Origin of the sequence: Sphingobium sp. EM0848 (genome assembly GCF_013375555.1) — a bacterium.
Lineage (GTDB): Bacteria > Pseudomonadota > Alphaproteobacteria > Sphingomonadales > Sphingomonadaceae > Sphingobium.
In genome coordinates, this window is the sequence record NZ_JABXWB010000001.1 from 2,996,923 (window position 1) to 3,021,063 (window position 24,141).

Annotated in this window: 27 protein-coding genes and 1 tRNA gene; 19 read left to right on the forward strand and 9 right to left on the reverse strand. The window is 62.9% G+C overall.

Going from position 1 to position 24,141, the window contains the following annotated elements; all coding sequences use genetic code 11:
- The first annotated feature begins 30 nt into the window (after window positions 1-30).
- The 7 genes from HUK73_RS14575 (at window position 31) to HUK73_RS14605 (ending at window position 4,858) form a co-directional block, all read left to right on the forward strand.
- Entirely contained in the window at window positions 31-1,020 is a 990-nt protein-coding gene (locus HUK73_RS14575; protein ID WP_176592541.1) for a ribonuclease, read from the forward strand.
- Window positions 1,010-1,204, forward strand: a complete 195-nt coding sequence (locus tag HUK73_RS14580; RefSeq protein ID WP_176592542.1) for a DNA gyrase inhibitor YacG — start codon at window positions 1,010-1,012, stop codon at window positions 1,202-1,204. The genes HUK73_RS14575 and HUK73_RS14580 overlap by 11 nt, the downstream gene beginning before the upstream one ends.
- A 50-nt stretch (window positions 1,205-1,254) precedes the next feature.
- A tRNA-Phe gene (locus HUK73_RS14585) sits at window positions 1,255-1,330 on the forward strand.
- 154 nt (window positions 1,331-1,484) lie between these two features.
- On the forward strand, window positions 1,485-2,699 hold the full coding sequence (locus HUK73_RS14590) for an integrase arm-type DNA-binding domain-containing protein (protein ID WP_176592543.1): 1,215 nt from the start codon (window positions 1,485-1,487) through the stop codon (window positions 2,697-2,699).
- Between the two features lie 131 nt (window positions 2,700-2,830).
- Window positions 2,831-3,244, forward strand: coding sequence for an MbcA/ParS/Xre antitoxin family protein (locus tag HUK73_RS14595; RefSeq protein WP_176592544.1), 414 nt, complete (start codon window positions 2,831-2,833; stop codon window positions 3,242-3,244).
- Window positions 3,241-3,960 carry an RES family NAD+ phosphorylase gene (locus tag HUK73_RS14600; protein WP_176592545.1) on the forward strand — a complete coding sequence of 240 codons (720 nt, stop codon included), beginning with the start codon at window positions 3,241-3,243 and terminating at the stop codon, window positions 3,958-3,960. The genes HUK73_RS14595 and HUK73_RS14600 overlap by 4 nt, the downstream gene beginning before the upstream one ends.
- Before the next feature lie 19 nt (window positions 3,961-3,979).
- Window positions 3,980-4,858: a 3'-5' exonuclease gene (locus tag HUK73_RS14605; protein WP_176592546.1), complete on the forward strand. Its 879-nt coding sequence runs from the start codon at window positions 3,980-3,982 to the stop codon at window positions 4,856-4,858.
- Window positions 4,859-4,945: 87 nt separating this feature from the next.
- Here the strand turns inward: HUK73_RS14605 and HUK73_RS14610 are convergent, their stop codons facing one another.
- On the reverse strand, window positions 4,946-5,281 hold the full coding sequence (locus tag HUK73_RS14610) for a hypothetical protein (RefSeq protein WP_176592547.1): 336 nt from the start codon (window positions 5,279-5,281) through the stop codon (window positions 4,946-4,948).
- 742 nt (window positions 5,282-6,023) lie between these two features.
- On the opposite strand from HUK73_RS14610, the gene HUK73_RS14615 reads away from it, so the two are divergent.
- The 6 genes from HUK73_RS14615 to HUK73_RS27175 all read left to right on the forward strand — a co-directional run bounded on the left by HUK73_RS14615 (window position 6,024) and on the right by HUK73_RS27175 (window position 9,234).
- Entirely contained in the window at window positions 6,024-6,161 is a 138-nt protein-coding gene (locus tag HUK73_RS14615) for a hypothetical protein (protein WP_176592548.1), read from the forward strand.
- Window positions 6,162-6,261: 100 nt separating this feature from the next.
- Window positions 6,262-7,815, forward strand: coding sequence for an ISL3 family transposase (locus HUK73_RS14620; RefSeq protein WP_176591545.1), 1,554 nt, complete (start codon window positions 6,262-6,264; stop codon window positions 7,813-7,815).
- Window positions 7,816-7,877: 62 nt separating this feature from the next.
- On the forward strand, window positions 7,878-8,021 hold the full coding sequence (locus HUK73_RS14625; protein WP_176592549.1) for a hypothetical protein: 144 nt from the start codon (window positions 7,878-7,880) through the stop codon (window positions 8,019-8,021).
- The gene (locus HUK73_RS14630; RefSeq protein ID WP_176592550.1) at window positions 8,011-8,553 is read left to right on the forward strand and encodes a hypothetical protein; all 543 of its coding nucleotides are present in this window, start codon (window positions 8,011-8,013) and stop codon (window positions 8,551-8,553) included. Before HUK73_RS14625 ends, HUK73_RS14630 begins: the two co-directional genes overlap by 11 nt.
- Window positions 8,554-8,783: 230 nt before the next feature.
- Window positions 8,784-8,936: a DDE-type integrase/transposase/recombinase gene (locus tag HUK73_RS27170; protein WP_369805494.1), complete on the forward strand. Its 153-nt coding sequence runs from the start codon at window positions 8,784-8,786 to the stop codon at window positions 8,934-8,936.
- The gene (locus HUK73_RS27175; protein ID WP_369805495.1) at window positions 8,902-9,234 is read left to right on the forward strand and encodes a DDE-type integrase/transposase/recombinase; all 333 of its coding nucleotides are present in this window, start codon (window positions 8,902-8,904) and stop codon (window positions 9,232-9,234) included. Before HUK73_RS27170 ends, HUK73_RS27175 begins: the two co-directional genes overlap by 35 nt.
- 95 nt (window positions 9,235-9,329) lie before the next feature.
- Here HUK73_RS27175 and HUK73_RS14640 read toward each other — a convergent pair whose 3' ends face one another.
- The gene (locus HUK73_RS14640) at window positions 9,330-10,259 is read right to left on the reverse strand and encodes a LysR substrate-binding domain-containing protein (protein ID WP_176592551.1); all 930 of its coding nucleotides are present in this window, start codon (window positions 10,257-10,259) and stop codon (window positions 9,330-9,332) included.
- Window positions 10,260-10,435: 176 nt separating this feature from the next.
- On the opposite strand from HUK73_RS14640, the gene HUK73_RS14645 reads away from it, so the two are divergent.
- The 4 genes from HUK73_RS14645 (at window position 10,436) to HUK73_RS14660 (ending at window position 16,230) form a co-directional block, all read left to right on the forward strand.
- Window positions 10,436-12,883, forward strand: coding sequence for a TonB-dependent receptor (locus HUK73_RS14645; protein ID WP_176592552.1), 2,448 nt, complete (start codon window positions 10,436-10,438; stop codon window positions 12,881-12,883).
- Between the two features lie 79 nt (window positions 12,884-12,962).
- The gene (locus HUK73_RS14650) at window positions 12,963-14,093 is read left to right on the forward strand and encodes a TIGR03364 family FAD-dependent oxidoreductase (protein WP_218036612.1); all 1,131 of its coding nucleotides are present in this window, start codon (window positions 12,963-12,965) and stop codon (window positions 14,091-14,093) included.
- Window positions 14,090-14,902 (forward strand): phosphonoacetaldehyde hydrolase, encoded by an 813-nt coding sequence (gene phnX, locus HUK73_RS14655; RefSeq protein WP_176592554.1) that lies wholly within the window; start codon window positions 14,090-14,092, stop codon window positions 14,900-14,902. The genes HUK73_RS14650 and phnX overlap by 4 nt, the downstream gene beginning before the upstream one ends.
- Before the next feature lie 2 nt (window positions 14,903-14,904).
- Window positions 14,905-16,230, forward strand: coding sequence for a DUF5690 family protein (locus HUK73_RS14660; RefSeq protein WP_176592555.1), 1,326 nt, complete (start codon window positions 14,905-14,907; stop codon window positions 16,228-16,230).
- A 154-nt stretch (window positions 16,231-16,384) separates the two neighbouring features.
- On the opposite strand, the gene HUK73_RS14665 is transcribed toward HUK73_RS14660, so the two are convergent.
- On the reverse strand, window positions 16,385-17,281 hold the full coding sequence (locus HUK73_RS14665) for an NAD(P)-dependent oxidoreductase (RefSeq protein ID WP_176592556.1): 897 nt from the start codon (window positions 17,279-17,281) through the stop codon (window positions 16,385-16,387).
- Window positions 17,282-17,309: 28 nt separating this feature from the next.
- On the reverse strand, window positions 17,310-18,137 hold the full coding sequence (locus HUK73_RS14670) for an SDR family NAD(P)-dependent oxidoreductase (RefSeq protein ID WP_176592557.1): 828 nt from the start codon (window positions 18,135-18,137) through the stop codon (window positions 17,310-17,312).
- Between the two features lie 119 nt (window positions 18,138-18,256).
- On the opposite strand from HUK73_RS14670, the gene HUK73_RS14675 reads away from it, so the two are divergent.
- Window positions 18,257-18,643 (forward strand): helix-turn-helix domain-containing protein, encoded by a 387-nt coding sequence (locus HUK73_RS14675; RefSeq protein WP_176592558.1) that lies wholly within the window; start codon window positions 18,257-18,259, stop codon window positions 18,641-18,643.
- A gap of 236 nt (window positions 18,644-18,879) precedes the next feature.
- Here the strand turns inward: HUK73_RS14675 and HUK73_RS14680 are convergent, their stop codons facing one another.
- A complete protein-coding gene (locus HUK73_RS14680) occupies window positions 18,880-19,320 on the reverse strand; it encodes a DoxX family protein (RefSeq protein ID WP_176592559.1) in 441 nt (146 codons plus the stop codon).
- Between the two features lie 108 nt (window positions 19,321-19,428).
- Complete coding sequence (locus tag HUK73_RS14685) at window positions 19,429-20,346, reverse strand: LysR family transcriptional regulator (protein WP_369805526.1); 918 nt, start codon at window positions 20,344-20,346, stop codon at window positions 19,429-19,431.
- Window positions 20,347-20,523: 177 nt separating this feature from the next.
- Here HUK73_RS14685 and HUK73_RS14690 point away from each other — a divergent pair, with 177 nt between their 5' ends.
- On the forward strand, window positions 20,524-20,886 hold the full coding sequence (locus HUK73_RS14690; protein WP_176592561.1) for a nuclear transport factor 2 family protein: 363 nt from the start codon (window positions 20,524-20,526) through the stop codon (window positions 20,884-20,886).
- A gap of 381 nt (window positions 20,887-21,267) precedes the next feature.
- Here the strand turns inward: HUK73_RS14690 and HUK73_RS14695 are convergent, their stop codons facing one another.
- The 3 genes from HUK73_RS14695 to HUK73_RS14705 are packed head-to-tail and all read right to left on the reverse strand — an operon-like array spanning window position 21,268 to window position 24,125.
- Window positions 21,268-21,798 (reverse strand): hypothetical protein, encoded by a 531-nt coding sequence (locus HUK73_RS14695; RefSeq protein ID WP_176592562.1) that lies wholly within the window; start codon window positions 21,796-21,798, stop codon window positions 21,268-21,270.
- 51 nt (window positions 21,799-21,849) lie between these two features.
- Window positions 21,850-22,722: an NmrA/HSCARG family protein gene (locus HUK73_RS14700; protein ID WP_176592563.1), complete on the reverse strand. Its 873-nt coding sequence runs from the start codon at window positions 22,720-22,722 to the stop codon at window positions 21,850-21,852.
- The gene (locus tag HUK73_RS14705) at window positions 22,719-24,125 is read right to left on the reverse strand and encodes a multidrug effflux MFS transporter (RefSeq protein ID WP_255326291.1); all 1,407 of its coding nucleotides are present in this window, start codon (window positions 24,123-24,125) and stop codon (window positions 22,719-22,721) included. The genes HUK73_RS14700 and HUK73_RS14705 overlap by 4 nt, the downstream gene beginning before the upstream one ends.
- Window positions 24,126-24,141: the final 16 nt, after the last annotated feature.

A 24,141-nucleotide genomic window follows, 5' to 3' on the forward strand; every position in this document is an offset into this window, starting at 1 on the left:
GGCAATCACGACCAACAGGACTGACCGAACATGGCCGAATGGCTCTATGAAGAAGGCATTGGCGAGGCCCGCGCCGCGCTGATCGAAAAGGGCCGTCTGGTCGAAGCGCAGATCGAGCGCGAAAGTGAAGCCGCCCGCGCTGGCGCGGTGATACAAGGCAAGCTGACCCACACGATCATCCCGAAACGGCGCGGGATTGCGCGCCTGCTCTCCGGCGAAGATGTGCTGGTCGAACCCATCCCGCCGAAAATCGCGGAGGGCGCCACCGTCCTGCTCGAAATCCTGCGCGAAGCCATCCCCGAGGAAGGCCGCGCCAAGCTGGCCAAGGCCCGCATCGCCCAGCCCGGTTCGAAGGCGCATCCCGCCCCCAGCCTGCTTCAGCGCATCCGCTCTACCGGCATTCCCGTTGTGCCCTGCCCTGCCCATGAGGAAGACCGGCTCGAAGCTCATGGCTGGAGCGAACTGATGGAAGAGGCGATGTCCGGTGACATCGGTACGGAGGAAGCGGCTCTGCGCATCTTCCCGACGCCCGCGATGATCCTGATAGATGTCGACGGCTCGATGCCGCCCGCCAAGCTTGGCCCCAAGGGCGCGAAACTGGCGGCGCAGGCCATTCGCCGCATGGGCCTTACCGGCTCGATCGGGATCGACCTGCCGACGATGAACAACAAGGACGAGCGCGCCGTCGCCTCGGCCCAGATCGACAAATATCTGCCGCTCCCCTTCGAACGCACGGCGGTCAACGGCTTCGGCTTCATCCAGATCATCCGCCGCCGCGAACGCATGAACCTGATGGAGTTGCTGCGCGCCGACCCGATCGAGACGGCGGCGCTTGCGCTGCTCCGCAGAGCCGAACGCCACGGCAATGGCGGCGCGGCGACGATCACGGCCGCCCCCGCGATCATCGACCGCCTGCACAAGGCGACCGACTGGATCGAACAACTCGCCCGTCGTCGCGGCGGTGCGATCAGCTTGAAGGCGGATGCCGCCCTCGCCATATCGGCCGGCCATGTCGCCTAAAGCCTCCTCCTGCCCGATCTGCGGCCAGCCCTCGCACCCTGAAACGCGTCCTTTCTGCGGAAAAGCTTGTCGCGACCGCGACCTTTTGCAGTGGCTGGGCGAGGGGTATCGCGTCCCCGGCCGCCCGGTTGAGGAGGAGATGAAAAAAAGTGATGATGATGGGGTAGACAGCACCCCAAACTGATGCCTATAGGCACGCCTCACCAAACGCCGGTGGTTCTCACCGGCTCCCGTGCCCGGGTAGCTCAGTTGGTAGAGCATGCGACTGAAAATCGCAGTGTCGGCGGTTCGACTCCGTCCCCGGGCACCATTTCCCTTGTTTTTCCTGTCCATAGCCGTCCGGAATCGATGGTATATTTTGGCCGGTTTGTGGTATCTCGTCCACCGCTGTCCGGGCGTGTACCTTGCTACCCGGATGCGCGAACGGTAGTTTTCTCGGTATCGAAACCGGGAAAATCAACGTCATGCTTACCGATGCCGCCATCCGTAAAATCGGGCTCCGCGAGAAGCCTTTCAAGGTCGGCGACATGCATGGGCTCTATCTGCTCGTGAACCCGAACGGCGCCCGCTACTGGCGCTGGAATTTCTCGCATGGCGGCAAGAAGCAGACGCTGTCGCTGGGCGTCTATCCCGAAGTCTCGCTCAAGGAGGCACGCGAGAAGCGCACGGAGGCCAGCAAGCTGCTCGAGCGGGGCACGAACCCTTCCACCCATAAAAGGCTCCAGCGCGCCCTGATGCTCAACGGCGGGGACAGCTTCGGCGCGGTTGCGCAGGAGTGGCTTGCCAAACTGGAGGCTGAGGGGCGTTCAGCCGCCACAATGGAGAAGATGCGCTGGCTGCTGCGCTATGCCGAGCCCATCATCGGCCAGCGGCCGATCGGCGAACTGACCGCCCCGGAGTTTCTTGCCGTCCTGCGCACGGTCGAAGTGAAGGGACGCTACGAATCGGCGAGGCGGTTGCGGACGACATGCGGCAGCATCCTGCGGTACGCGATTGCGACCGGCCGCGCGCAGCGCGACGTCACCGCCGATCTGCAAGGCGCGCTTATCACGCCCAAGGTCACGCATCGCGCCGCCATCACTGACCCCGGAGGGGTTGGAGAGCTGTTGCGCGCCATGTGGGGCTATGAGGGCCAGCCGGCCGTCGAGATCGCCTTGAAGGTCGGCGTTCACACCTTCGTCCGGCCTGGCGAGCTGCGTCACGCGGAATGGTCGGAGTTCGATCCGGATCTGGCCATCTGGACCATTCCGGCCGAGAAGATGAAGATGGGACGCGAGCATCGCGTGCCGCTGTCCACGCAGGTCATGGACTTGCTGGAGGCGCTCTACCCGATCAGCGGCCACTCGAAATATCTGTTCCCCAGCATTCGCGACCCGAGGCGGCCGATGTCCGAGAATACGGTCAACGCAGCGCTTCGGCGGTTGGGCTATGACAAGACGCAGATGACCGGACATGGCTTTCGCGCGACCGCCAGCACCCTGCTCAACGAGAGCCGCAAATGGCATCCCGACGCGATCGAGCGGCAGCTGGCGCATGTCGAAAGCAACGATGTCCGGCGGGCCTATCTGCGCGGCGAGCATTGGAACGAGCGGGTCAAGATGATGCAATATTGGAGCGACTATCTCGATCAGCTTCGGGCTGCCGAGAAGGTGATCAAAGCGAGGTTTGGGCGGCGTTAAGGGGCGAAGCGCCGCCGCAGCCTATGCGATTAAAGGCATAAATGATGTTTATGCGAAATATCGCATAGGTGGCACACCAAATTTGCCATTTGGCAGTATAATCTATATATGATGCCATATGGAGGAACGTTATGTCCATGCTGCAACCCATTGAGACGGCCCCCGCTCCGTTCCGGCCGGAACCCGTCACTCAGGAAGAAGGCGGTGCGATGTTTCGCGCGGCCCTCAATCTGTTCGGCAAATGGGGTGTCACGGACGAGCAGGCTGCCGTCCTGACAGATATGCCGGTTCGCAGCTTTCGGCGCTGGAAAGCAGACGGGCCGGGCCGCATCTCGCGCGATGGGCTTGCCCGGCTTTCCAACCTTATGGGCATCCATAAGGCGCTCCGCATCATCTTTCATGAGCCGCAGCGGGGCTATGACTGGATCAAGGCGCCCAATGCGGCCTTCGAGGGCGCGAATGCCCTGGCGGTCATGCTGGGCGGCGAATTGACGGACATCATGCGGGTGCGGCGCTATCTCGACGCGGAGCGGGGCGGCTGGTGACGGGAATTGCGGTGCCGCCAGTCAACAGGGTCGAGTGGGAGGGTGCGGTCAGGATCATCCGCAGCATCTATCCTCCCATCGACCTGTTCGAGGATATTGCAGACCCCGCCGACTGGCCCCTCCTCATATCGGCCGAGCAGAAGACGAACCCGCGCATCATGACGTCGATCGGGAACATCGAGCTTGTCCCTCCTGAGAGACGGATCGGTGGTGTGGGGGCGTCCTATCTGATGGCGTCGTTCACCCATGTCAGCCTTGATCGACCGAGCCGGTTCTCGGACGGGAGCTATGGCGTTCTCTATGTCGCGCGAAGCTATGAAACCGCTTTGTTCGAGACGATCCATCATCATGCCCGCTTCATGGCCCGGACGGCCGAGCAGGCCGGTTGGACTTCGCAGTTCCGGGAGATTGTCCTGAAGGTCAATGCTGAGCTGCATGATCTTCGCGGCGGTGACGAGGATTTTGGTGCCTGTCTTGATCCGGAGAGCTATGGGGCGGCTCAGCAGCTTGCTGCCAGTCTGCGTGGCTCAGGGGCGGATGGCATGGCCTATCCAAGTGTCCGGCAGGAAGGCGGGGAATGTGTCGCGCTTTTCTATCCGGACTGCGCATCCAATCCCGTTCAGGGCAGGCATCTCGACTATCATTGGGATGGGAAGCGGGTCGATCTGGTTCGAGACGCTGGAAGCGGCGCGGTTTTCAGGGTGGTAGAGGGTTGATGGCGAGGACCGCCGCGATATGAACGTCCCAGTGTCCGATCGCCATTCACAGGCGGCCGATTTCCTGAGCATGCACCCTGACTATCGCGTGCAGCGTCGTCTAGTCCCTGTGACTCATTTTCATGAAGCGGACCCGCTTGCGTCCAGCCGGATCGGAGTGGCGATCGACGTGGAGACGACCGGCCTCGATCGCGAGGCCGACCGGATCATCGAGCTGGCCGTTCAGCGTTTTCGGTTCGATGATCGTGGGCGGATCATCCAAGTCGGGATGCCCCGGGTTTGGCGTGAAGACCCAGGGATTCCAATTGATCCGAAGATCACCAAATTGACTGGCCTCGCAGCTGAGGATGTCGCTGGACAGGCGATCGATGAAGCGATGGCTGTGGATATTCTGTCGTCCGCCGAGATCATTGTCGCCCACAATGCCGCCTTTGACAGGCCGTTCGTCGATCGGCGTCTCCCGGCCACCGCCGGCAAGCCTTGGGCCTGCTCGATGGCCGAACTGGACTGGCTTGAGCTGGGGTTCGAGGGACGCGCGCTCGCGCACCTCGTCTCGCAATGCGGCTGGTTCTATGAAGGCCACAGGGCGGAAAACGACATCCTTGCGCTTCTTTATCTACTCTCCCACGGGTTGCCGGATGGAGAGACGATCCTGACGAAGCTCATCGCCTGTTCGGAACGACCCACATATCGCGTGAATGCCATCGATGCGCCTTTTGACGCCAAGGACCGGCTGAAATCTCGCGGATATCGTTGGGATGCTGTCCTGCGTTTCTGGTGGAAGAGCATTGGCGAACAGGAGAGCGATGCCGAACGCTCCTGGCTGCTGAGCGACGTCTATGGCGGGTATGGAGAACCCGCCTTCCTTCCCATCACGGCTTGTGAGAGGCATCGCTGAAGTTCCCAATCGTTAGCAGCAACGGGACACCTCGATCAGACCCTGAGCATCCGGATCGGGCCAGCTGGACCCTGAGCTCGCCTGCTATCATGCCGCCCAACGATCGAGTTCGGGAAACAGCGGTACGGCAGGAGGCAGGCCGGGCTCAACAACATTTGCGTCGAACGTGCCGATAGTCAGCCATTCGACGCGCCACTCAACTCGGACGGCATTGCCGTCGAACCGGACGATGCCGGCACCGTCGCGCGCTACCTCCCAACGGCACCGCATGGCTTTATCATAATAGCCAATGAGCAACGTGCCATCGCTCAAACCCACCAAAAACCGCTCGTCTTTGTCATAGGGCACAGCCAGCACGGTCTCGACATCGCCGGTGACCCGCATACGGACACTATCTGGAATTGGGGTGATCGAAACGCACATCGCAAAATCGCTCTTTCCTACATAAGAACATATAGTGAACATATCGAGCAGGAAAGGAGTCGGCAATGGTGATAATCGACGGATCATTTCTTGTCGGTATAGCCGCAGTACTGACCAGTATCGCGACCTTGTGGCGCAGCCTTAAAGGTCGAAAATAAGGCTCGGGGTCGGTCCGGTTGCGCTTTTCAGCAAGGCAATCGGGCTGCCCCGAGGGCGGGCTGTCTCATTTGGCGCGTCTGTTGCCGAACGATGCCGAGGTCAGGGCAACCGCTTCATCATCGACGCGTTCGACTGATCCAAGGAGAACATATATGACGCACCGGCCTTCAGTGCCCCCCAGGCAGCACAGCACCCTATCCCGCACATCCAGCGCCGCATGCCGAGAGCATCCAGGCAGATGAGCCCGCGACCGACTCGGGCGAAGGCGATCAGGACGCCAAGCTATCCGGTCCAGCGAAAATCCTGGGCGCTGCTGTCGGGATCGGGTCGGCCGCTATCGTCGCGGCTCTTCTCTATGCAAGGCAACGGCGGGCCTGAGGGCCGCTGATAAACAGCTTTTGGCAGACAGGGCGCACGGTTTCTCGCTATCTCTTCGGCCTGCGAATCGAGGATGTTGGTATCAAAGGTGAGCGTTAGTCGAGATCACAGCCAAACAGCCGACCTTGTGGCAAGCTTCCGCGCACAGGCGCACAGCTATCGGCAGCAATGGGCAAATTGGCTAGGTGTTGGGTCAGGAGGCGGCATGGTTGCTCTACTCTCCTTCGCCGCCAATCTTCCAGATCCTGATTATGCGCTTCACCGTTTGGCCCCGGGCATCGCCGCCTTCACGGTTGGGCTCATCGCGGCGGCGCCCAATCTGTGGAGCGGCGTGCAAAATTGACCCCCTTAGCGGGGTGATCGGCGTCTAAAATTGGCTCTGACTCATATTTGATGCAATTGGCAGGTAGGGTTTGGTTGATTTTCCAAGGAGGATCAGCAGCATGCCTCGTCGATTGCGTAATGGAGCGTTGGTGCCAGCGGGCCTGGTGGTAGAACAGGTCGACAATGCTGGAGCGGTGATGGAAATCGCGGTTCGTTCAGCAAAGCCATATTCTCGGTGCCCAAGCTGCGACGTTAAGGCGGCGGCGGTGCATAGCCATTATTCCCGGCGGTTGGGTGACCTTCCGCTGGCCGGCCGATCCGTTCGTCTGGTTCTCAATGCGCGGAGATTCCGCTGTCGGACAGCAAACTGTGCCAGACGTATTTTCGCCGAGCGCTTCGACACCGAGGTTGTGGAACCTTGGGCGCGCCGAACCAGTAGGCTCGGTTTGCTGGTCTTTCATCTCGGCTTGGCACTTGGCGGTCGGCCCGGCGCTCGTTTTGCCAATCGGCTGATGGCGCCCGTCAGCAAGGATACGCTGCTGCGGTCGATCCGTCGCCGTGGCCGTCCTGAACATGCTGCACCCACGGTGGTCGGCATTGATGATTGGGCATGGCGGCGCAATCAGCGTTACGGCACAATTATCTGCGATCTCGAACGGCGTAGGCCGATCCGTTTGCTCCCCGATCGCGAGCCTGCCACCGCACGCGGCTGGCTCGTGGGACAACAGCAGATTGAGGTCGTCGCCCGGGACCGCGGAGGTGGATATGCGTTAGCCGCCGCCCAGGCCCTTCCCCACGCCCAGCAAGTGGCTGATCGTTGGCATCTGATGGAAAATGCCAGCCACGCCTTTCTCGATGCGGTTCGCTGCTCGATGCGCGAAATCCGTACGGCGATCGGCACGACCATCGTTAATCCGGACCTGCTCACGGCGGCGGAACGCTTGCAATATGAGGGCTATCTTCGCCGACAGGAAAACAACGAAATCATTTTGAAGCAGGCAAAATCTGGGCTCGGTATCAAGGAGATCGTTCGCCGGACCGGGCGCAGCCGAGGTTATGTGCGGGCTGTGTTGCGTGGTCAGCGGACCGATATCTTCCGTACTCGGGAAAACTCCCTTGAAGCCTGGTTGCCTTGGCTCGATGCGGAATGGGCTGGTGGCCAGCGCAACGCTGCACAGCTTTGGCGGCAGATGCGACAGCAGGGCTTCGGGGGCTCGCTTCGGGTAGTGACCGAATGGGCAACGCGGAAGCGGCGGGCGGAAAAAGCGGAGGGATTGCACCGGGTTCCGTCAGCTCGAACCATCGCGCGGCTGATGATGGTAGAGCGCGAAGCTCTTTCGAGAGCTGAAACGATCACCGTCGCGGCGATCGAGGAATCCGTCCCCGAACTCGTCGAGGCACGCGACATCACCGACGCCTTCCATGTCATGCTGCGGAAGAAAGCGGCCTCCTCTCTCGATGCCTGGCTCGAAAGAGCGCGTCAAAGCCTGGTGAACTCCTTCGCCCGCGGCATGACCAAGGACATCGACGCCGTTCGGGCCGCGATCGCCTCGAACTGGTCAAACGGGCAGACCGAAGGCCAGATCACCAAGCTCAAGCTCGTCAAGCGGCAGATGTACGGCCGAGCCAAGCTTGACCTCCTGGAGGCCAGACTGATCGCGGCTGCGACATGATCTCCGTCATCAAAATTGCGTCAGAGCCAACTTTGCGCGCCGGTTGACAAGGATGACATTGCATGGGCAATTTCTCTGCAGGTGACTTCGCTCACCTGACGCATATCGCTGGCCTGCACTGCGCGGGTCAGGTCAACTTCAATAATTTCGACGTCAGCGACCCAACTGCCTTCTCCAACGGGAAGGAGGCCGATCATGCGCGCTGACATGTTCAAGGTCATCGTGGAACGGCCGCGCTGGGGCGCGAGCCATGCCCGTTCCGCCAAGCTGAAAGGAAAAGCCAGCCAGGGGATCAAGCAGATCGGCCTCAAGCGCCATGCCAAGATTGCGGCGCCCTATACCAAGATGCTCAACGAGAACCTCGCCCCGCTCGTTCGTTTCCTGCGCAGCAGGCGCGGTAAGCATTGGGACACGGTTTTCAGCGAGATTTGTGCGGGCCTCGATACCGGCAGCACGGTGAAGATGCATGTTCGCCAGCATCTCGAGGATTATGTCCTCACCCGCATCTCCATTGGCCGCCATGGCGAATGGATGTTCGAGGGGGAGGTGCTCGAACGGGCAGGTCGTTGGGGCCGGCGTCGCGAGTTCTTCGTGGACCCCGAAGATGGTCTGTTGAAGGACTATGCTCAGCTTCGGCGGAGGCTGCCGTTAGCCAATCGCCCGCGGAAGGGAGGTGCAGGTGCTGTCAAAGCAAATGGCAGTGCGGTAACGGTGGGCTATGAGCAAGCCCGTCGCTAACCCGTTCCGTTATTTCAACTCGTCGCTCGGCTGGTTGTGATGATGTACGTCCGCTACCCTTTGTCGCTGAGGAACGTGGAAGATTTGCTGTTTGAGCGCAGCATCGACATTAGCCATGAGACGGTTCGGCTTTGGTGGAACCGGTTCGGTCCGCTGTTTGCTGGCGAAATCCGGCGTCAGCGGATTGATCGGTGCGCGGCTTCCGGCACTGGCGCTGACATCTCGATGAGATGGTCGTGAAGATAAACGAGGAGAAGGTGTATCTGTGGCGGGCTGTGGATCACGAGGGCGAGATTCTGGAGAGCTACGTTACGAAAAAAACGCGACAAAAGTGCCGCTTTGGCCTTCATGAAGAAGGCTCTCAAACGGCATGGATCACCTGACAGGACCGTTACCGACCGGCTTCGATCCTATGGTGCCGCCATGAAGGAACTTGATATTGGCGGAAAGCAGGAGACTGGACGTTGGGTAAACAACAGGGCGGAAAATAGTCACCTGCCCCTCCGGCGAAGAGAACGGGCGATGCTGAGGTTTCGCCGGATGCGGTCCCTACAGAAATTCGCATCGGCTCACGTCCACTTCCACAATCATTTTTCTCTGGAGCGCCATCTCGTCAACCGACAGACCTACAAGGAAAGATGCTCGGCGGCATTGGTCGAATGGCGGTCTCTGGTGAGCTGAGTTCCGCTGCTTCGAGTCTGAATTGTATCGTGTGGAGAGCGTTTCGCCTTTGTCTGACACCACCAATGGCCGTTCCGCGTCGTTGAAAGATCTCATCAAGCGAGTTCTTGTTTCTCGGAAGCCGCTTTATATTCAGCCTCCCCAGCGCCATCTCGTCTCATCCGATGCGCGATCGCGCGTAAGGCGCGGATCAGAGCGGTACGGCTGCGCTCTCGCTGACAGACGAGGTAGCAGCCCAGTTTGAAGTCGCCGGCGGGCAGGTCCAGCGTGCGATAGGTCAAACGCGTGTCCGGCGGACATTCCGCCGAAAAGAACAGGCCGATGCCCAATCCGAGCGCGATCCCCTCGCGGATCGTTTCCCGGTTGCCCAGTTCCAATGTCGTCGGCGCAATCCCGGCGGCGGCCAGCGCGCGCTCCGTGAAGGCACGGGTCTTCGATGTCGGTTCGCGCATCAGCAAAACCTGATCGCAGAGCGCTCCCATCGGGACGCTCGCCCGCCCCGCAAGCATATGATCCACCGGCATCGCGCAGCGCAAGCTATCGATGAAGATCGGATCATAGCTGAACCCGGCATCGGCTGGAGGGTCGCTCGCGACGGCAGCGTCGATCTGGCCATCGGCGAGCAGCCGCATGACTTCGCGCGCATTGCCCATGCGGACCTGCACGGTGACGTTCGGATGCTGCTGGCGGAAGCCGTGCACCATGCGCGCGCCATAAAGTGGAGAATCCGAAGCGAGCCGTAGCGTGCCGCCGTTCATCTCCACGGATTCGCCGAGCATCTCGTCAATGTCCGATGCGACAGCGAACAGCCGTTCGGTGAGCGCGAACAGGTCGCGGCCAGCGGCTGAAAGCTGCATCGGCGGCTTGCGATTCTCGAACAGCGCAAAGCCGTGACGCTCCTCCAGCGCCTTCAGCTGCTGCGACAATGTCGGTTGTGAGACATGGAGGCGACGCGCGGCGCGGGTGACGCTGCCATCCTGCGCGATGGCGTGGAATGCCCGCAAATGCTGGTAATTTGCTGCCATGGCAAAAGCGCACCTAGGGCGTCTGCATGACTTTTCTGTGACGATTTGGGTTCATCTCCATAGGTCTCGCCTATCGTCGACATTCAAGCAAAGCCTTGGCGGCGGCATCGGGTTCCGGACCATAGAGCGCATCGCGGACCTCGGGCGGTTCGTCATCGCGAAAAAGGATTTGGGACATGAAACCCGAAATGCGGGGACTTTTGTGCTGCACTGCCGCAGCGGCACTGCTGATCGGCGCCAGCGCGGCCCATGCGCAGGATGCGGCGGCGGCCGACAAGGACGAGCTGCCGCAAGGGAGCGTGGTCGTGGTGACTGCGGCGCCGGTGGCGCGCGGTAACATGATCGTCGATACCGAACGGCTGCGCGAGCAGGGCGCGGCGCTCAATGTGGTCAATGCGATCGCCGATGTGCCGGGCGTTTCGATCCGCGGATCGGATGCCTATAATTCCGATCCCTGGAGCTATGGCATCAACATCCGCGGCTTTGACGTGAATCTGCGTTCGTCGAAGATCGGCCAGACGATCGACGACATGCCGGCCTATAACGCCTCCTATTATCTGGGCGGCGCACCGGCGCAGAAATATCTTCAGAGCGAACTGATCGGCAGCATCCGCGTCGATCAGGGCACGTCCTCCGTCTCCTCGGCCTCGGCCTCCGCGCTGGGCGGCACCATCGCCTATTATACCCGCGATCCGGGCGAGGAAACCGGCGGCCTGTTGAGCATGTCGATCGGCGATTACGGCCTGCGCCGCTATGCGGGCTATATCGATACCGGCCGTTTCCTGAACGGGTCGACCCGCGCCTATATCGGCATGGCGCGCCTGACCTCGTGTCGATGGGCCTATGGCTGTGCCGACCAGAGCGGCAGCGACGAATGGCATGCCGAGGGCAAATTCGTCAGCGAACTGGGCAGGCTGACGCTCACCGGCCGCGTCTCGTGGGACAAGGCGGTCGACGATCCCCTGATCGAGGCGTCGCGCAAATTCCTCGACACCACCAACGCGCCCGACGGATCGGTGCCCAACTGGACCGGCACCACCCCGGCCGGGGTCAATGAAAACTGGGCGCATGTCTGGTCGGCGCACCGCGAGAATCTGTTCGGCTATGTGAAGGCCAGATATCAGGCGAGCGACGCGCTGAGCTTCGAGATCGCCCCCTATTACCACCGGCAAAAGGGGCAGGGCGACTGGGCGCCGCCCTATCAGCAGATCGCGCTCGACCCCAATGGCGTGCGCACGATCGCAGGCGGCACCGCGCCGGGATCGAGCCGCAAAAAGGCCTATTATGCCTGGACCGATGCCAGCGGCCGCCAGCGCCCGGTCGTGCAGGGGCTGGACTATACCGATATCGACGGCACGCGCATCCTCTCCTCCTATTGCTATGGCGCGGGCGGCGCGGTGAATACGGCGTGCGTGCCGACGCAGACCTACCGCACCAGCCTCTACGGGCATGACCGGTTCGGCTTCACGTCGAAAGTCACGCTCGACACCGGCCGGAACCGGATCGAGGCCGGCCTGTGGTATGAGCGGCTCAACCGCAATTTCGGCCGCTGGTGGCGCCAGATCGCCGATATCCGCAAGGGTCCGGCCTATTATACCGATCCTCAGCTGATCGACTTCATGCAGCATTTCACCACCAATCAGTGGAAGCTCCATGCCGAGGATTCGCTGGAACTGGGCCGGCTGACCGTCACCGCTGGCGTCCAGAAATACTGGATCGACATCAGCGGCGAGACCGAGGGCTGGGACGCGTTCGGCAAGAGCGTTGCGCCGCTCAGGACCCGCCTCAACGCCGACAGCGACCCGCTGTTCAGTCTGGGCGCCGTCTATGACTTCGGCAACGGGTTGCAGGCGTTCGCGGGCTTCTCGCAAAATTACGGCGCGGTGGGAGACTGGGCGCTGGAGAAGACCCAGACGGACACGTCGAAGCTGCAATCATCGGTGGCGAACGATTATGAGGCTGGCCTGCGTTTCGGCAATCGCCGCGTCTCGGCCACGCTGACGGGCTATTATATCGACTATCGCCACGCGATCAGCTTCTATTCGGCGGACTTCGTGTCGGGTGGGCCTTCGGGATCGGCGAGCGGCATCAACTATACGGCGGGCACGTCGGGCGCCTATGCCAATAGCGGCAAGGGCATCGCCTCGCGTGGGGTCGAAGCGGCAGCCGCCTATCGCGTCACCCCGCATTTCGACCTGAACGCCGCCTTCACCTGGAACCGCTCGACCTATCAGGAGGCATTTCTGGGCGGCACGGCCAATGCGGGCACCGACGTGCAGGTCGCCAAGGGCAACAAGGTGCCCGGCGCGCCGACCACCCTGGTCTCGCTCGGCGCCGATTATCATGACGATGCCCTGCGCGCCGGGGTGCGCTTCAAGCACACCGGCAGGACGCCAGGCGATGCGGTGAACAGCCCGGCCAATTATCTGCCGGCATATAATATCGTCGACGTCTCGGCGGGCTATCGCTTCGCCCTGGACGGCAAGCGCTATCTCGACGCGCAGATCAACGTCACCAACCTGTTCGAAGAACATTATATCGGCGGCATGCTCGACGAATTCACCCAACTCTACACGCGGGGTGCGCCGCGCACCGTATCCGCAACGCTCAGCGTCGGTTTCTGAACCGGCGCCAGCCGGTCGCGACGGGTTCCCCCTTCCCGCGCGGCCGGCCTTTTTTCCCAGGATCTGAACAGTGAATGACATGAGTTTCGATATCGCCGTGATCGGCGCTGGCATCGTGGGTCTTGCCCATGCGCTGGCCGCTGCCCGTCACGGCAAGCGCGTGGTGGTGATCGACCGTGATGCGCAGGCCAATGGCGCTTCGGTCCGCAATTTCGGCTTCGTCACCGTGACCGGGCAGGAGGCGGGCCAGGTCTGGCGCCGCGCCCGCCGCTCGCGCGACATATGGGCAGAGATTGCCGGGCCAGCCGGAATCGTGATCGAGCAGCGCGGCCTTGTGCTGGTCGCGCGCCGCCCGGAAGCGCGGGCGGTTGCCGAGGCATTTCTGGCGACCGACATGGGCGAAGGATGCCGCTGGATCGATGCCGGGGCGGTGCGGCGGGATTTCGCGCCGCAGGCGACGGCGATCGAGGGCGCGCTGGTCAGCGACATCGACCTGCGCGTTGAATCGCGAACCGCCATCCCCGCGCTCGCCCGCTGGCTGGCAGAAGCGATGGGCGTCACCTTCCTGCGCCAGACGGCGGTGTATGGCGTCGAGACCGGATTGCTGGCGACCAGTGCGGGCACGATCCGCGCCGACGCGATCCTCGTCTGCACGGGGGACGATCTGACCGGGCTTTTCCCCCGCGCCCATGCCGATGCCGGTGTAACCCGCTGCAAGCTCCAGATGCTGCGGCTGGCGAACCCCGGCTACCGGCTGCCCGCAGCGGTTATGTCCGATCTCGGCATGGTGCGATATCTCGGCTATTCGGCATTGCCCGAAGCCGCCGCGCTGCGCGTGCGGCTGGAGGCCGAGCAGGCCGCTCATCTCGCGCACGGCGTCCATCTGATCGTCACGCAGAGCGCCGACGGCAGCCTGGTGGTCGGCGACAGCCATCATTATGCCGCGACGCCCGATCCCTTTTCGCTGGAGGAAGTCGACCGGCTGATCCTCGACGAGTTCGGGCAGGTCTTCGGCCATACGCCCCCGGCGGTGATCGAGCGGTGGACCGGCACTTACGCCTCCGGCCCCGGTCACAGCCTGATCGCCGAACCGCTGCGGGGCGTGACGCTGGTCACCGTGACCAGCGGCACCGGCGCCTCGACCGGCTTCGGGCTGGCCGAGGAAGTGATGGGCAGGATTCTGGGTATCGCAATGGGAGAAGAGGCATGAGTTTTCCGGTCAAGGCCGTGATATTCGACTGGGCGGGCACGATGATCGATTTCGGCTGCCGCGCCCCCGTCATGGCGCTCCAGCGCCTGTTCGCCGATGCCGGTGTCGACATCAGCGAGGCGGAGGCGCGGGCCGATATGGGCCGGGCCAAGCGCGACCATATCCGCGCGCTGCTCGCCATGCCGCGCATCGCGGACGCCTGGCGGGCGCGGCACGGCGCGGCGGCCAGCGAGGCGGACGTCGATCGTCTCCACGATGCGGTCGAGCCGCTGATGCGGGCCGCCGCGGCCGACTGCGCCGGGCTGGTCCCCGGCGCGGCCGAGACGGTCCAGCGGCTCAAGGATGCGGGTGTCAGAATAGCGTCATCGACGGGCTATACCCGCGCGATGATGGCCGACATCCTGCCCCTTGCCGCCGAACAGGGCTATGCTCCGGAATTCGTGGTCTGCGCCGGCGAAACCGCGGAAGGACGGCCTTCGCCCCTCATGATGTGGAAGGCGCTGGTCGAACTCGGCGTCTGGCCGTCCGCCGCCTGCATCAAGGTCGATGACGCGCCGGTCGGCATCGCCGAGGGGCGTGAGGCTGGCAGCTGGACCATAGGCGTCGCCGCCTCGGGCAATGGCGTCGGCTTCGACTATTGCGCGTTGCGCAAACTGGATGCGGCGGAACGCGACCGGCTCGTCCTGGCATCCGCCGACGCCCTGCGCGCTGCCGGTGCCGATTATGTGATCGACAGTGTCGCCGATCTCTGGCCGGTGGTGGAGACCATCGCCGCGCGGATAGCGACTGGCGAACGTCCCGGCCGGTGAGCATGACCATGCCCCTGGCCGAACCGGCACCGGCCGCCCGCGAGAGTGCGGTGCGCCGGTGGCTGCGCGGCGCGCCGCCAGCGCTGTTCGCGCTCTATGGCGGCAGCGCGGCCTTCCTCGCCTATTCGGCGATGTACGCCTATCGCAAGCCGTTCGCCGTGGCCGAATATGCGCATGTCGCGGGTTGGGGCTTCGCGCTGGATTACAAGGTCGCGCTCGTGATCGCGCAGATCATTGGCTACGCGCTGTCCAAGTTCATCGGGATCAAGCTGATCTCCGAGTTCCGCGCCGAACATCGCGCAACCGGCATAATGCTGCTGACCGGGCTGTCCGAACTGGCGCTGATCGGCTTCGCGCTGGCGCCGCCGCTCGTCGGGCTGGTCGCGCTGTTCGCCAACGGGCTGTGCCTTGGCATGATCTGGGGGCTGGTGTTCGGCTTCCTCGAAGGGCGGCGGGTTTCGGAAGTGCTGGGCGCGATGCTGTGCGCCAGTTTCATCCTCGCTTCGGGCGCGGTGAAGTCGGTGGGCAGCGCGCTGATGCTCGCTGGCCTCGCCAATGAGCATTGGATGCCTGCGGCGACCGGGCTGGCGGCGGCGCCGGTGCTGCTTCTGTCCGTCTGGGCGCTCGCACAGCTTCCCCCGCCCACCGCCGAGGATGAGGCGGCCCGCGTCCGGCGCGTGCCGATGGGAGCGGCGGCCCGCATGGCCTTCCTGCGCGCGCATGCGCCGATGCTTGCGCTGCTCATCGGCATCTATGTGCTGCTGACCGCCTTCCGCGATTTCCGCGACAATTTCGCCGCTGAAATCTGGCACGAACTTGGCTATGCGGGCGAGGCGAGCATCTTCACCTGGTCCGAGCTGCCCGTGGCCGTGCTGGTGCTGACCGCGCTCGGCCTGCTGATCCGCGTGCGCGACAATCGCCGGGCCTTGCTGTGGAACTTCGCGCTGATCGCGGGCGGCCTGCTTCTCGTCGGCCTCTGCACGCTGGGCTTTCAGCTCGGCTGGCTGGGCGCGGTGCCGTGGATGATCCTGCTCGGCGCAGGCCTCTATCTCGCTTACACCCCGTTCAACGGCCTGCTGTTCGACCGGTTCATGGCGGCGGCAGGCACGCTCGGCAATGCCGCCTTCCTGATCTACCTTGCCGATGCGAGCGGCTATGCGGGCAGCGTCGCACTGCTGCTGCTCCGGAACTTCGGGCATATCGCGATCAACTGGATCGGCTTTCTGTGCATCAGTGCTTACGCGCTGTGCGGACTGGGGCTGCTCGCCCTTGGTCTCGCGGCGAGGCTTTGGTTGCAGGATCGCCGCCATCCCCATCTCCGCACTTAGTGCGGCGTCTCCTGCGGTCCCCGCGCTTCAGGGTTCCTCATTCATCTTGGAATGCGTCCGTCGGAGACGAGTTGGGGGTAATGTCTGGAGGCCGGACAGATGGCGGCCCCTGACGACGCGTGAGAAGCCTCGTCAGGGGCGCCCTCAGATGAGCCTAGGCAGAGCGATATTGTGCAACAATCTCATTCACCATCCGGCGAACATCGTTGCGCCGATATCCGAGCAGAGCAGTTTCGCTTGCGTCCGGCTCATAGAACAGGTTGTTGCCGCGGCCCGCGAAAATCGCCGCGTCGGGCATCATGGGATGCTCCTGGTCGAGCACCGGCGGCACCGGCCGCCCGGCCGCTTCGAAGAACATGCCGAAATATTGTTGGTAGGAGAGGTTCTCGTCGCCGACCAGATAGGCTTTGCCGCCTTCGCCGCGCTCGATCGCGCCCTCGACCGCCTCGGCCAGCGACTGGGTGGAGATGAAGTTGACGCCGCCCCCCGGCGCGAAGTCGGGCATCGGCGCGAACTTGCCCTCGGCATATTGGGTGTAGGCGGCGAACATCGGCACGACCAACCCCGGCACCGCGCCCAGCACGAAGGGGGCGTTGACGCTGATCGCCTTGAAGCCGGGGCCGTTGAGCGCGCGGACGCCGTCGTCCGAATCCTTGCGGGATTCCACATAGCGATTGCCGGCGACGAGGTGCGGTGCCGCCTGCGGGTAGAAGCTGCCGACGTTGATTGCCACCTTCACGCCCGCGTCCTTGGCGAGTTGGAAGAAGCGCGGCACCGCGACCGAATTGACCTTCTTCCAATAGGTTTCGCTGTCCTCGCCCTCGGGGATGTGACGGACGTCTTGGCCGGCGCAGAACACAAGCGCGTCGAAACCCGCGGGGAAGGAAGTGTTGTTGATATAATCAATCTGGAGGAAGGGCAGGTCGCCCAGCGGCGTGCCCGCGGCCGGCGGCGTGCGTCCGGCGATGCTGACGTCGTGGCCTTTGGACTTGAGGTGGAGTGCGGCGTGGCCGCCGATCATGCCGGCACCGCCGACGACGATAATCTTCATGGACTTGTCTCCGGAATTTGAAGTGAAATCAAAAAATCAGGCCGTCGGTGGGAATTACTGGCACGTTCGTCCACTTGCCCTCGGCGGTGCGATACCAGCCCGACGCCGCCAGCGCGCCGCCGTCGATGTTGAGCGCCACGCCCGTCATCCACGAGGCCAGCGGACTCGCCAGGAACAGGATGCCACCCGCCATGTCCTCCGGCGTGCCGAAACGGCCGAGCGGGATCCACTGCTTGATCGAGTCCTTATATTCCGGCTTGATATACTGGCTGATCGCGACCTGCGGTGTGTCGGTTGTCTCGGGCGCGATCAGGTTGACGCGGATGCCCTCGGGCGCGAGGTCGAGGGCAAGGCTCTTGGTGAAGCCAATGATCCCGGTCTTGAACGTCGAATAGACTGAGTTGAACGGGATGCCGCGATAGCCCTCGATCGAGGATACGCTGATGATGCTGCCGCCGGCCCCGCGCTTGCGGATCAGCGGGATCATCGCTCGCGTCACCGAGAAAAGCTGGCGCATGTTGGTGGCGTAGAGCCGCTCAATATCTTCGTCAGTGTGATGTTCGAAGCGCTTCACGATCATCAGGAAGTCGCCGACATTGTTGACCAGCACGTCCAGCCCGCCAAATCGCTGCTCGATTGTCTTGGCCAGTGCGTCCACGTCCGACTGAACCGTTACGTCACCGTCGACGACGAGATGCTGGTCACCCAGCGCCGCGCGTACGTCGGCAGCGCGGTTCGCGTCTTTCTCGATGGTGACGACAGTGGCGCCCGCTTTCGCGAAAGTCTCGCATGTCGCGCGGCCGATGCCGGCGCCGCCGCCCGTGACGAGGGCTATTTTCCCCGCAAAGTCGATCAAAGTGGCTCTCCTGATGGAATGGTTCGTATTTTTATGATGATTATGCTACGCACGAACCGATGGCAATCAGGCACCTTTTGGAGTGAAGGTAACTTTTTGGGAACTATGGGGGCGATTCGATGATACAGGATAATTATCCCGCGCTGTCCTTGGAGATCATGGACCTGGTCGGCGACAAATGGACGCTGCTGTTGGTCTATACGCTGGGCGACGGGGCACTGCGTTTCTCCGAATTGCGTCGCCGCGCGATGCCGATCAGCCAGAAGATGCTGTCGCAGACGCTACGCGGGCTGGAACGCCACGGCATGGTCGACCGCAACGTGCTGCCGACCGCGCCGCCGCATGTGGAATATGCGCTCACCGATCTCGGCCGCACTTTCCTCTCGGCGGCGAAGGTGATCTGCCAGTGGACCAAGGATAATCTGGCGGAATTGCAGGAGGCGCGGGCGAGGTTCGACACGGAGCGGCGGGCAGTGGATCAGCCGCGTGCGGGCTTCCGGCACTAGTGACCCGAATCTGAAGTTCGTCACACTATTGGGCAGGCGCTGAGCGAACTTCAGATTCATCAGGGTCACTAGCAAATATATGTTTCCAGTGTGGTTTATGGATTTGAAATACGCTCCCCACCTGGCCGCTATAATGAGGCGTATTTCAAATCCACCACACTAGCGGCTGTAAGCTTCTTGGATGAATGAACGGGTGGTAGGGGGAGCCGCCAAGGTCGGCTCCCTCTCACAAAGCCTTAGCGGCGACGCGCGTCGAGGCTCAGGCGGCCGGCGCCATAGGCGACGAGCTGAAGCAGCCCCCCTGCGATCGCGAGATTCTTGAAGAAGTGGATGAACTGGTTCTGGTCAGCGAAGTTGGCGTGGAACGCGAGCGCCGTCGCCAGCGTGAACAGCGCCATGACCGCAGCGACCAGGCGTGTGCGATAGCCCGCAAGGAGGGCGGTGCCGCCGCCCACTTCCACCAGCACCGCGAGCGCGAAGCCAAGGGTCGCAAAGGGCAGGCCCGAGCCGGCGATCATCCCGATCGTCACGGCCGGGGCAGCGATCTTGGAAAGGCCCGAAAGCAGGAACAAGGGGGCCAGGAGAATGCGGCCGGCCAGCGGCACGGCGGATTGCAGAGCGGCCGGGCCGTTCACGGTAACCGAAGCGGGGGCCGACAGGGTAGCGGACTGGGACATGGGCTTTTCCTTCCTGATGCAGCGGGCCCGAATGGAGCGCCGCGGTGGGAAGGAATTGCCACGTCCCTCATGATCGAAAAGACGATTAAAATCGACCGTTAGGTTCGATTATTTCGATAAGCTGTTTGCGGGTGTTTCAGCCTGCCGGCGAAAGCGCTCGATCAGCCATGCGCCAGCCGGTCCGGGCGGAGTGTCGGTCCGATAGATGGCGTCCATCCCATATTCGCCACTGATATTGTCGGGCATGTCGAGCACCACCAGCCTGCCGCTTGCCAGATCCTCCTCGACCATGGGAAGCGGCATGTTCCCCCAGCCGATACCGGCTTTGAGCAGCATATGCTTGGAGCTGAGGTCGGCGAGCCGCCAGGTGCTGGTCCCGATCACCGCCATGTCGCGGCCCTGGGTCAGGGGCGAGCGATCGGTGAGAACCAACTGGACATGCGCGCGTCCCGCGCCGGGGGTATTGCGCCCGGCGAGCGCAAGCGGATGGTTGGGCGCGGCCACGGGCACCAGGCGGACGCTGCCGACGCCGATCCGCTCGACGCCATCGACCTGGACCAGTGGGCCCGCGATGCCGATCGTCGCCACGCGGTCGAGGATCAGTTTCGTCACCCCTCCGAGCGATTCGACATAAAGGCGCAAGGTCACGGTCGGAAACCGCTCACGAAAGCTGGTCAGCGCATCGACGACCCGGTGCTCGGGAAGCAGCGTGTCGAGCACGATGTGGAGTTCCGACTCCAGCCCCTGCAGCATGCCCTTCGACTTCGCGCGCAGATTGTCGATGCCATTGGTGACGGCTCTGGCTTCGGCCAGCACCATGCGGCCCGCCTCGGTCAGCTGCGGTTTGCGGGTGGTTTCGCGGTCGAACAATGTCAGGCCCAGCTGCGCCTCCAGATTGGCGATTGAATAGCTGATAACGGATGTCGCGCGATTGAGCCTGCGCGCCGCGCCTGCGAAGCTGCCGACATCCACCACGGTCAGCAGCACTTTCAACTGGTCCAGCGTGGGTGTGCCCGGCTCGGATATCATATCGATTTCCTCGAACGTAATTGCCTATCTTATGCCGATTTCATCGCCAGTCCAGCAGGCATAAATCATCCCCGGCGTAAAGCTGCCGACGGCCGGCTCGCGGTTCATGGCCTGAACCGCGATGCGCGTTCCAAGGGGAATGTCGTCCTACGCAATCCCAACCGGAGAAACATCATGACCGAGACCATTTCGACCCTGTTACTGCGCAATCTGAGCGATGTGTTCGGTGAAAACGATCCCGTGCGCCGGCGCGCTGCGGTCGACGAGATATTCGATGAAGATGCCGTGTTCTACGAACCTAACGGTGTGTATCGCGGGCGCGAGGAAATCGATCGGATCGCAGGAGTCATCAAGGCCACTCATCCCGATTTTGAATATCAGCCGCTCGCCGAGCCGGAGGTGACGGGCGACGGCGGACGCGTGCGATGGGTGTCTGGCGTACCCGGCCAGGCCCCAGCCTATGCAGGAACGGATTTCATCGTCGCCCGGGACGGCAAGATCGTGGCCGTCTACCTGTTTTTCGACGAACTGCCCTGACCCGGTTGCGGCGGCGGCGAGGGGAAAGCCGCCGCCGCCGTTCCGGTCCGTGACCCGGCATTTTGCCGCCGGGGAAGCTAGGCGATGGCTTCCGCTGCCTCAGTGCGGTGCCCAGGCTTTCGCAATCTTGCATGTGGGAATGACGCCCGAGGCCATGCAGCGAATATTGCAGCAGCATATCGGGGTGAGCGATCTCGTCGATCACTGAAAGACTGACGTCCTTGCCCTGGAATTCAGTGAAACAGCGGACGACGACCGGCACTCCGGATCGTGCCTTCCAATCTCTTTTCGATTCCGGGGCAAGAACAGGAGTCTGCGTGTGATCGGCAGATTCTCAGCCGCGCGCAGTCGGCATGGAAGTCGGCCGATCATAGGATGAACTCAGAGATCCGGGTCAGTTTGCGCGAAGTTAAGGAAGGTGGCGGTGAATATCGTTGCGCCAAGGTAGGCAAACGCATCGGCGAGTTGCCCGACACTCCAGCCAGCTTGCCGAGCTGTTTCCCAGGCAGCGTCGGACACGTTCCCCGCATTGGTGGCCGCTTCCCTGACCAAGCTGGCCAGCGCATCGGTCTTTGCGTCGGTTGTCGGGGAGTCCGTCGCTAAGGCTGCGATCTGTTGTTCGGTCCAGCCATTCATCCCGGCGATCCGGCTGGCGATCCGGATCATATAGTCGTTGCCGACCCCGGACGCGGCCGCGAGAGTCAGTGCCGCTCCCACCTTCGGGTCGAAGCTGGCATGTTTGGTCAGCGCCGCGCGTAGTGACGTGTACGCCGTCAGCACTGCCGGAGAATGCGCCATCTGGGCATGGAGGTTGGCCGGTCGTCCCCCCGGCGTGGCCTCGACGATCTTTTGCAGGAGCGGCTGCGAAGCAGCGGGCGCATCCGCGAGGGTGTGAGTAGGAATTCGGCTCATCAATGTCACCTTTCGTGCAGAGGTTGATGAATGCATCGGGCGCGTCGCGTCCTATGCGCCCTGGAGGAGCGCGTCCCAGTCCTGCGCCTTCGACCAGGACTCGAAGTCATGGAAGGTGACGTCGGGGAATTCACGACGGAGCGCCGCGCGATCGAAAGTGTAGCCGACACGGTCGAACCACTCATACATGCTGACGGCATCTTCACCCATGCGTTGGCGGATGACATCCATCGGCACCTGGAAATAGTTGAATGGACGGCCGGTGATGCGTGACAGGGTGGCGGCGACATCGTCGCCCGTCAGCTCGTCGCCCCCGAGGTCGAAGCGTTTGCCGGCGAAGCGGCCTGGGTTTTCGAGGAGCCGAACGGCGACTGTGCCGATATCCGCGACCGCGACCTGCGCGAGCCGCCGCGTTGGGGGGAGTGGTGTCGCGTAGATGCCCTTTGCAAGCTGCTCCCTGCCGAAATGGAGGTTCTCCATGAAGTAGACCGGCGCCAACACCGTGGCTCGCACACCAATGCTGGCGATGTGCTTTTCAACCTCATATTTGCTGTCGAAATGCGGGACGCCCGTCTGCCGGTTCGCCGAGCCGACCGAGTTGAAGACGAGATGGACGCCGGCGGCCTTGGCCGCGTCCGCGGCGGAGATGCCCTGTCGGGTCTCCACCTGCGGGCCGCCTTCGAATGGCGTCGTCATCGCGAAGAGGGAGGTCGCACCTTCGAGCGCCTTGGTCAGCACGGCTGTGTCTTCCATCGCGGCGCGCACGAGCAGGACGCCGGCGCTTGCGAGTTCCCTGGCTTTTGCGGAGTCAGGATTGCGGATGACGGCGCGGACCTCGTGGCCGCGTGCGAGCAGGTTCTTCACCACGGTGCCGCCTTGCTGGCCGGTCGCGCCGGTAACGACAACTGTAAGTTTCTGGCTCACGACAAATCTCCTTGCAGTAGCTGTTCAGCCCGGTCGGTGTCGGCGCCTTGGCCCGACCGGAAAAGTCGGCCGCGTTCGGCAAAGGCTGTGACGGCCAGCGTGGCGAAGCCGCAGGCCAGAGTGCCCGCCGTGAGCGGAACCGCTGTCCCGTCGAACGCCTGCCCGATGACGAAGCCGATGAAGGCGCCCACCACCATGGTAATGAAGCCCTGGGTCGAGGCGGCAGAGCCGGCGATGTGGCCCATGGGCTCCATCGCCAGAGCTCCGAAATTGCCCGCCATCAGGCCAAAGCAGAACATCCACAGGCCCTCCAGCACGAGGAAGCTCATCAGCGTCTCGTGACCGCTCAGCGCAATCGCCAGGTGGATGGCCGCGGTCACGATCGATACCGCCAAGGCGCCCGCACTCAGCGGCCTTGTGCCCAGCCGCAGAACCCAGCGCGCATTCAGCAAGGACGCGACGGCGGTGAATAGCGAGATCGCGCCGAATATGAGAGCGAAGTGCCCGCCAGCGTCGAACGTATCGTTGATCAACTGTGAGGCTGACGTGATGAACGCGAACAGGGCGGCGAACGTCAGCGCGCCCGCAAGCGTGTAGCCCATGCCTTGCCGGTTGCGGATCGTCGCGCCGAAGGCCGCCAGAAGCTCCCTGGCGCTGATGGCCCGCTGATCTTGCGGATGCAGCGATTCCGGAAGGTCCACGCCTATCCAGATCGCCAGCAAGAGTGCCAGGAGCGACAACATGCCGAACAGCCAGCGCCAGGACACAAAGGCCAGCACCGACTGGCCCAGTGCCGGGGCGAAGATCGGGCTCGCCATGAAAACCAGCATGGCGATGGACATGACCTGAGCCATCCTTGGACCATGATAACGGTCCCGGATCACCGAGATCGCGCCGACCCGGGCCGAGGCGATCGTCACACCCTGAAGAATGCGGGCCGCAAGCAGCATGGTCAGGCTCGTCGCGGCCGCCGCGAGGGCGCTCGATAGAGCGAATCCCGCGAGGCCGGCGAGCAGAAACGGCCTGCGGCCGTAGCGATCCATCAGCGGCCCGTAGACGATCGTTCCCAGCCCGATGCTCAGGCCGTAGAACGCCACCACCATCTGGCTGCCATTGGGCGAGCTTATGTCGAGATCGCGCGCAATGGTCGGGAGACCGGGCAACATGCCGTCAAGACCGAGAGCCCCCAGCATCATGAGCGCAGCCATCATCGCGACGAAGGCGGCAAAACCGCGATCGGGCTGGGATAAGTCGGTGTGATTAGCCAAGATGGCGACCTTTCTGGTTGTCGTGCGCGGGTCCGTGTGAGCGAACCAGCGAGGACAGAGGCAATTCCTTGTCCCGGAAGGTGGTTGTGGGCGCTTTGATTGATTAGATGGGGATATTGGATTTAACTCCCCCATTTTCTGAAGGAACGGT

What these genes read in the sequence shown, in the direction of transcription:
- HUK73_RS14645 (WP_176592552.1), top strand. Translation starts at nt 10,436, where the DNA reads ATGAAACCCGAAATGCGGGGACTTTTGTGCTGCACTGCCGCAGCGGCA.
- HUK73_RS14695 (WP_176592562.1), bottom strand. Translation starts at nt 21,798, where the DNA reads ATGAGCCGAATTCCTACTCACACCCTCGCGGATGCGCCCGCTGCTTCG.
- HUK73_RS14590 (WP_176592543.1), top strand. Translation starts at nt 1,485, where the DNA reads ATGCTTACCGATGCCGCCATCCGTAAAATCGGGCTCCGCGAGAAGCCT.
- HUK73_RS14575 (WP_176592541.1), top strand. Translation starts at nt 31, where the DNA reads ATGGCCGAATGGCTCTATGAAGAAGGCATTGGCGAGGCCCGCGCCGCG.
- HUK73_RS27175 (WP_369805495.1), top strand. Translation starts at nt 8,902, where the DNA reads ATGAAGAAGGCTCTCAAACGGCATGGATCACCTGACAGGACCGTTACC.
- HUK73_RS14610 (WP_176592547.1), bottom strand. Translation starts at nt 5,281, where the DNA reads ATGTGCGTTTCGATCACCCCAATTCCAGATAGTGTCCGTATGCGGGTC.
- HUK73_RS14580 (WP_176592542.1), top strand. Translation starts at nt 1,010, where the DNA reads ATGTCGCCTAAAGCCTCCTCCTGCCCGATCTGCGGCCAGCCCTCGCAC.
- HUK73_RS27170 (WP_369805494.1), top strand. Translation starts at nt 8,784, where the DNA reads ATGGTCGTGAAGATAAACGAGGAGAAGGTGTATCTGTGGCGGGCTGTG.
- HUK73_RS14665 (WP_176592556.1), bottom strand. Translation starts at nt 17,281, where the DNA reads ATGAAGATTATCGTCGTCGGCGGTGCCGGCATGATCGGCGGCCACGCC.
- HUK73_RS14660 (WP_176592555.1), top strand. Translation starts at nt 14,905, where the DNA reads ATGACCATGCCCCTGGCCGAACCGGCACCGGCCGCCCGCGAGAGTGCG.
- HUK73_RS14615 (WP_176592548.1), top strand. Translation starts at nt 6,024, where the DNA reads ATGGTTGCTCTACTCTCCTTCGCCGCCAATCTTCCAGATCCTGATTAT.
- HUK73_RS14620 (WP_176591545.1), top strand. Translation starts at nt 6,262, where the DNA reads ATGCCTCGTCGATTGCGTAATGGAGCGTTGGTGCCAGCGGGCCTGGTG.
- HUK73_RS14675 (WP_176592558.1), top strand. Translation starts at nt 18,257, where the DNA reads ATGATACAGGATAATTATCCCGCGCTGTCCTTGGAGATCATGGACCTG.
- HUK73_RS14640 (WP_176592551.1), bottom strand. Translation starts at nt 10,259, where the DNA reads ATGGCAGCAAATTACCAGCATTTGCGGGCATTCCACGCCATCGCGCAG.
- phnX (WP_176592554.1), top strand. Translation starts at nt 14,090, where the DNA reads ATGAGTTTTCCGGTCAAGGCCGTGATATTCGACTGGGCGGGCACGATG.
- HUK73_RS14680 (WP_176592559.1), bottom strand. Translation starts at nt 19,320, where the DNA reads ATGTCCCAGTCCGCTACCCTGTCGGCCCCCGCTTCGGTTACCGTGAAC.
- HUK73_RS14630 (WP_176592550.1), top strand. Translation starts at nt 8,011, where the DNA reads ATGCGCGCTGACATGTTCAAGGTCATCGTGGAACGGCCGCGCTGGGGC.
- HUK73_RS14705 (WP_255326291.1), bottom strand. Translation starts at nt 24,125, where the DNA reads ATGGGGGAGTTAAATCCAATATCCCCATCTAATCAATCAAAGCGCCCA.
- HUK73_RS14625 (WP_176592549.1), top strand. Translation starts at nt 7,878, where the DNA reads ATGGGCAATTTCTCTGCAGGTGACTTCGCTCACCTGACGCATATCGCT.
- HUK73_RS14650 (WP_218036612.1), top strand. Translation starts at nt 12,963, where the DNA reads ATGAGTTTCGATATCGCCGTGATCGGCGCTGGCATCGTGGGTCTTGCC.
- HUK73_RS14595 (WP_176592544.1), top strand. Translation starts at nt 2,831, where the DNA reads ATGTCCATGCTGCAACCCATTGAGACGGCCCCCGCTCCGTTCCGGCCG.
- HUK73_RS14690 (WP_176592561.1), top strand. Translation starts at nt 20,524, where the DNA reads ATGACCGAGACCATTTCGACCCTGTTACTGCGCAATCTGAGCGATGTG.
- HUK73_RS14605 (WP_176592546.1), top strand. Translation starts at nt 3,980, where the DNA reads ATGAACGTCCCAGTGTCCGATCGCCATTCACAGGCGGCCGATTTCCTG.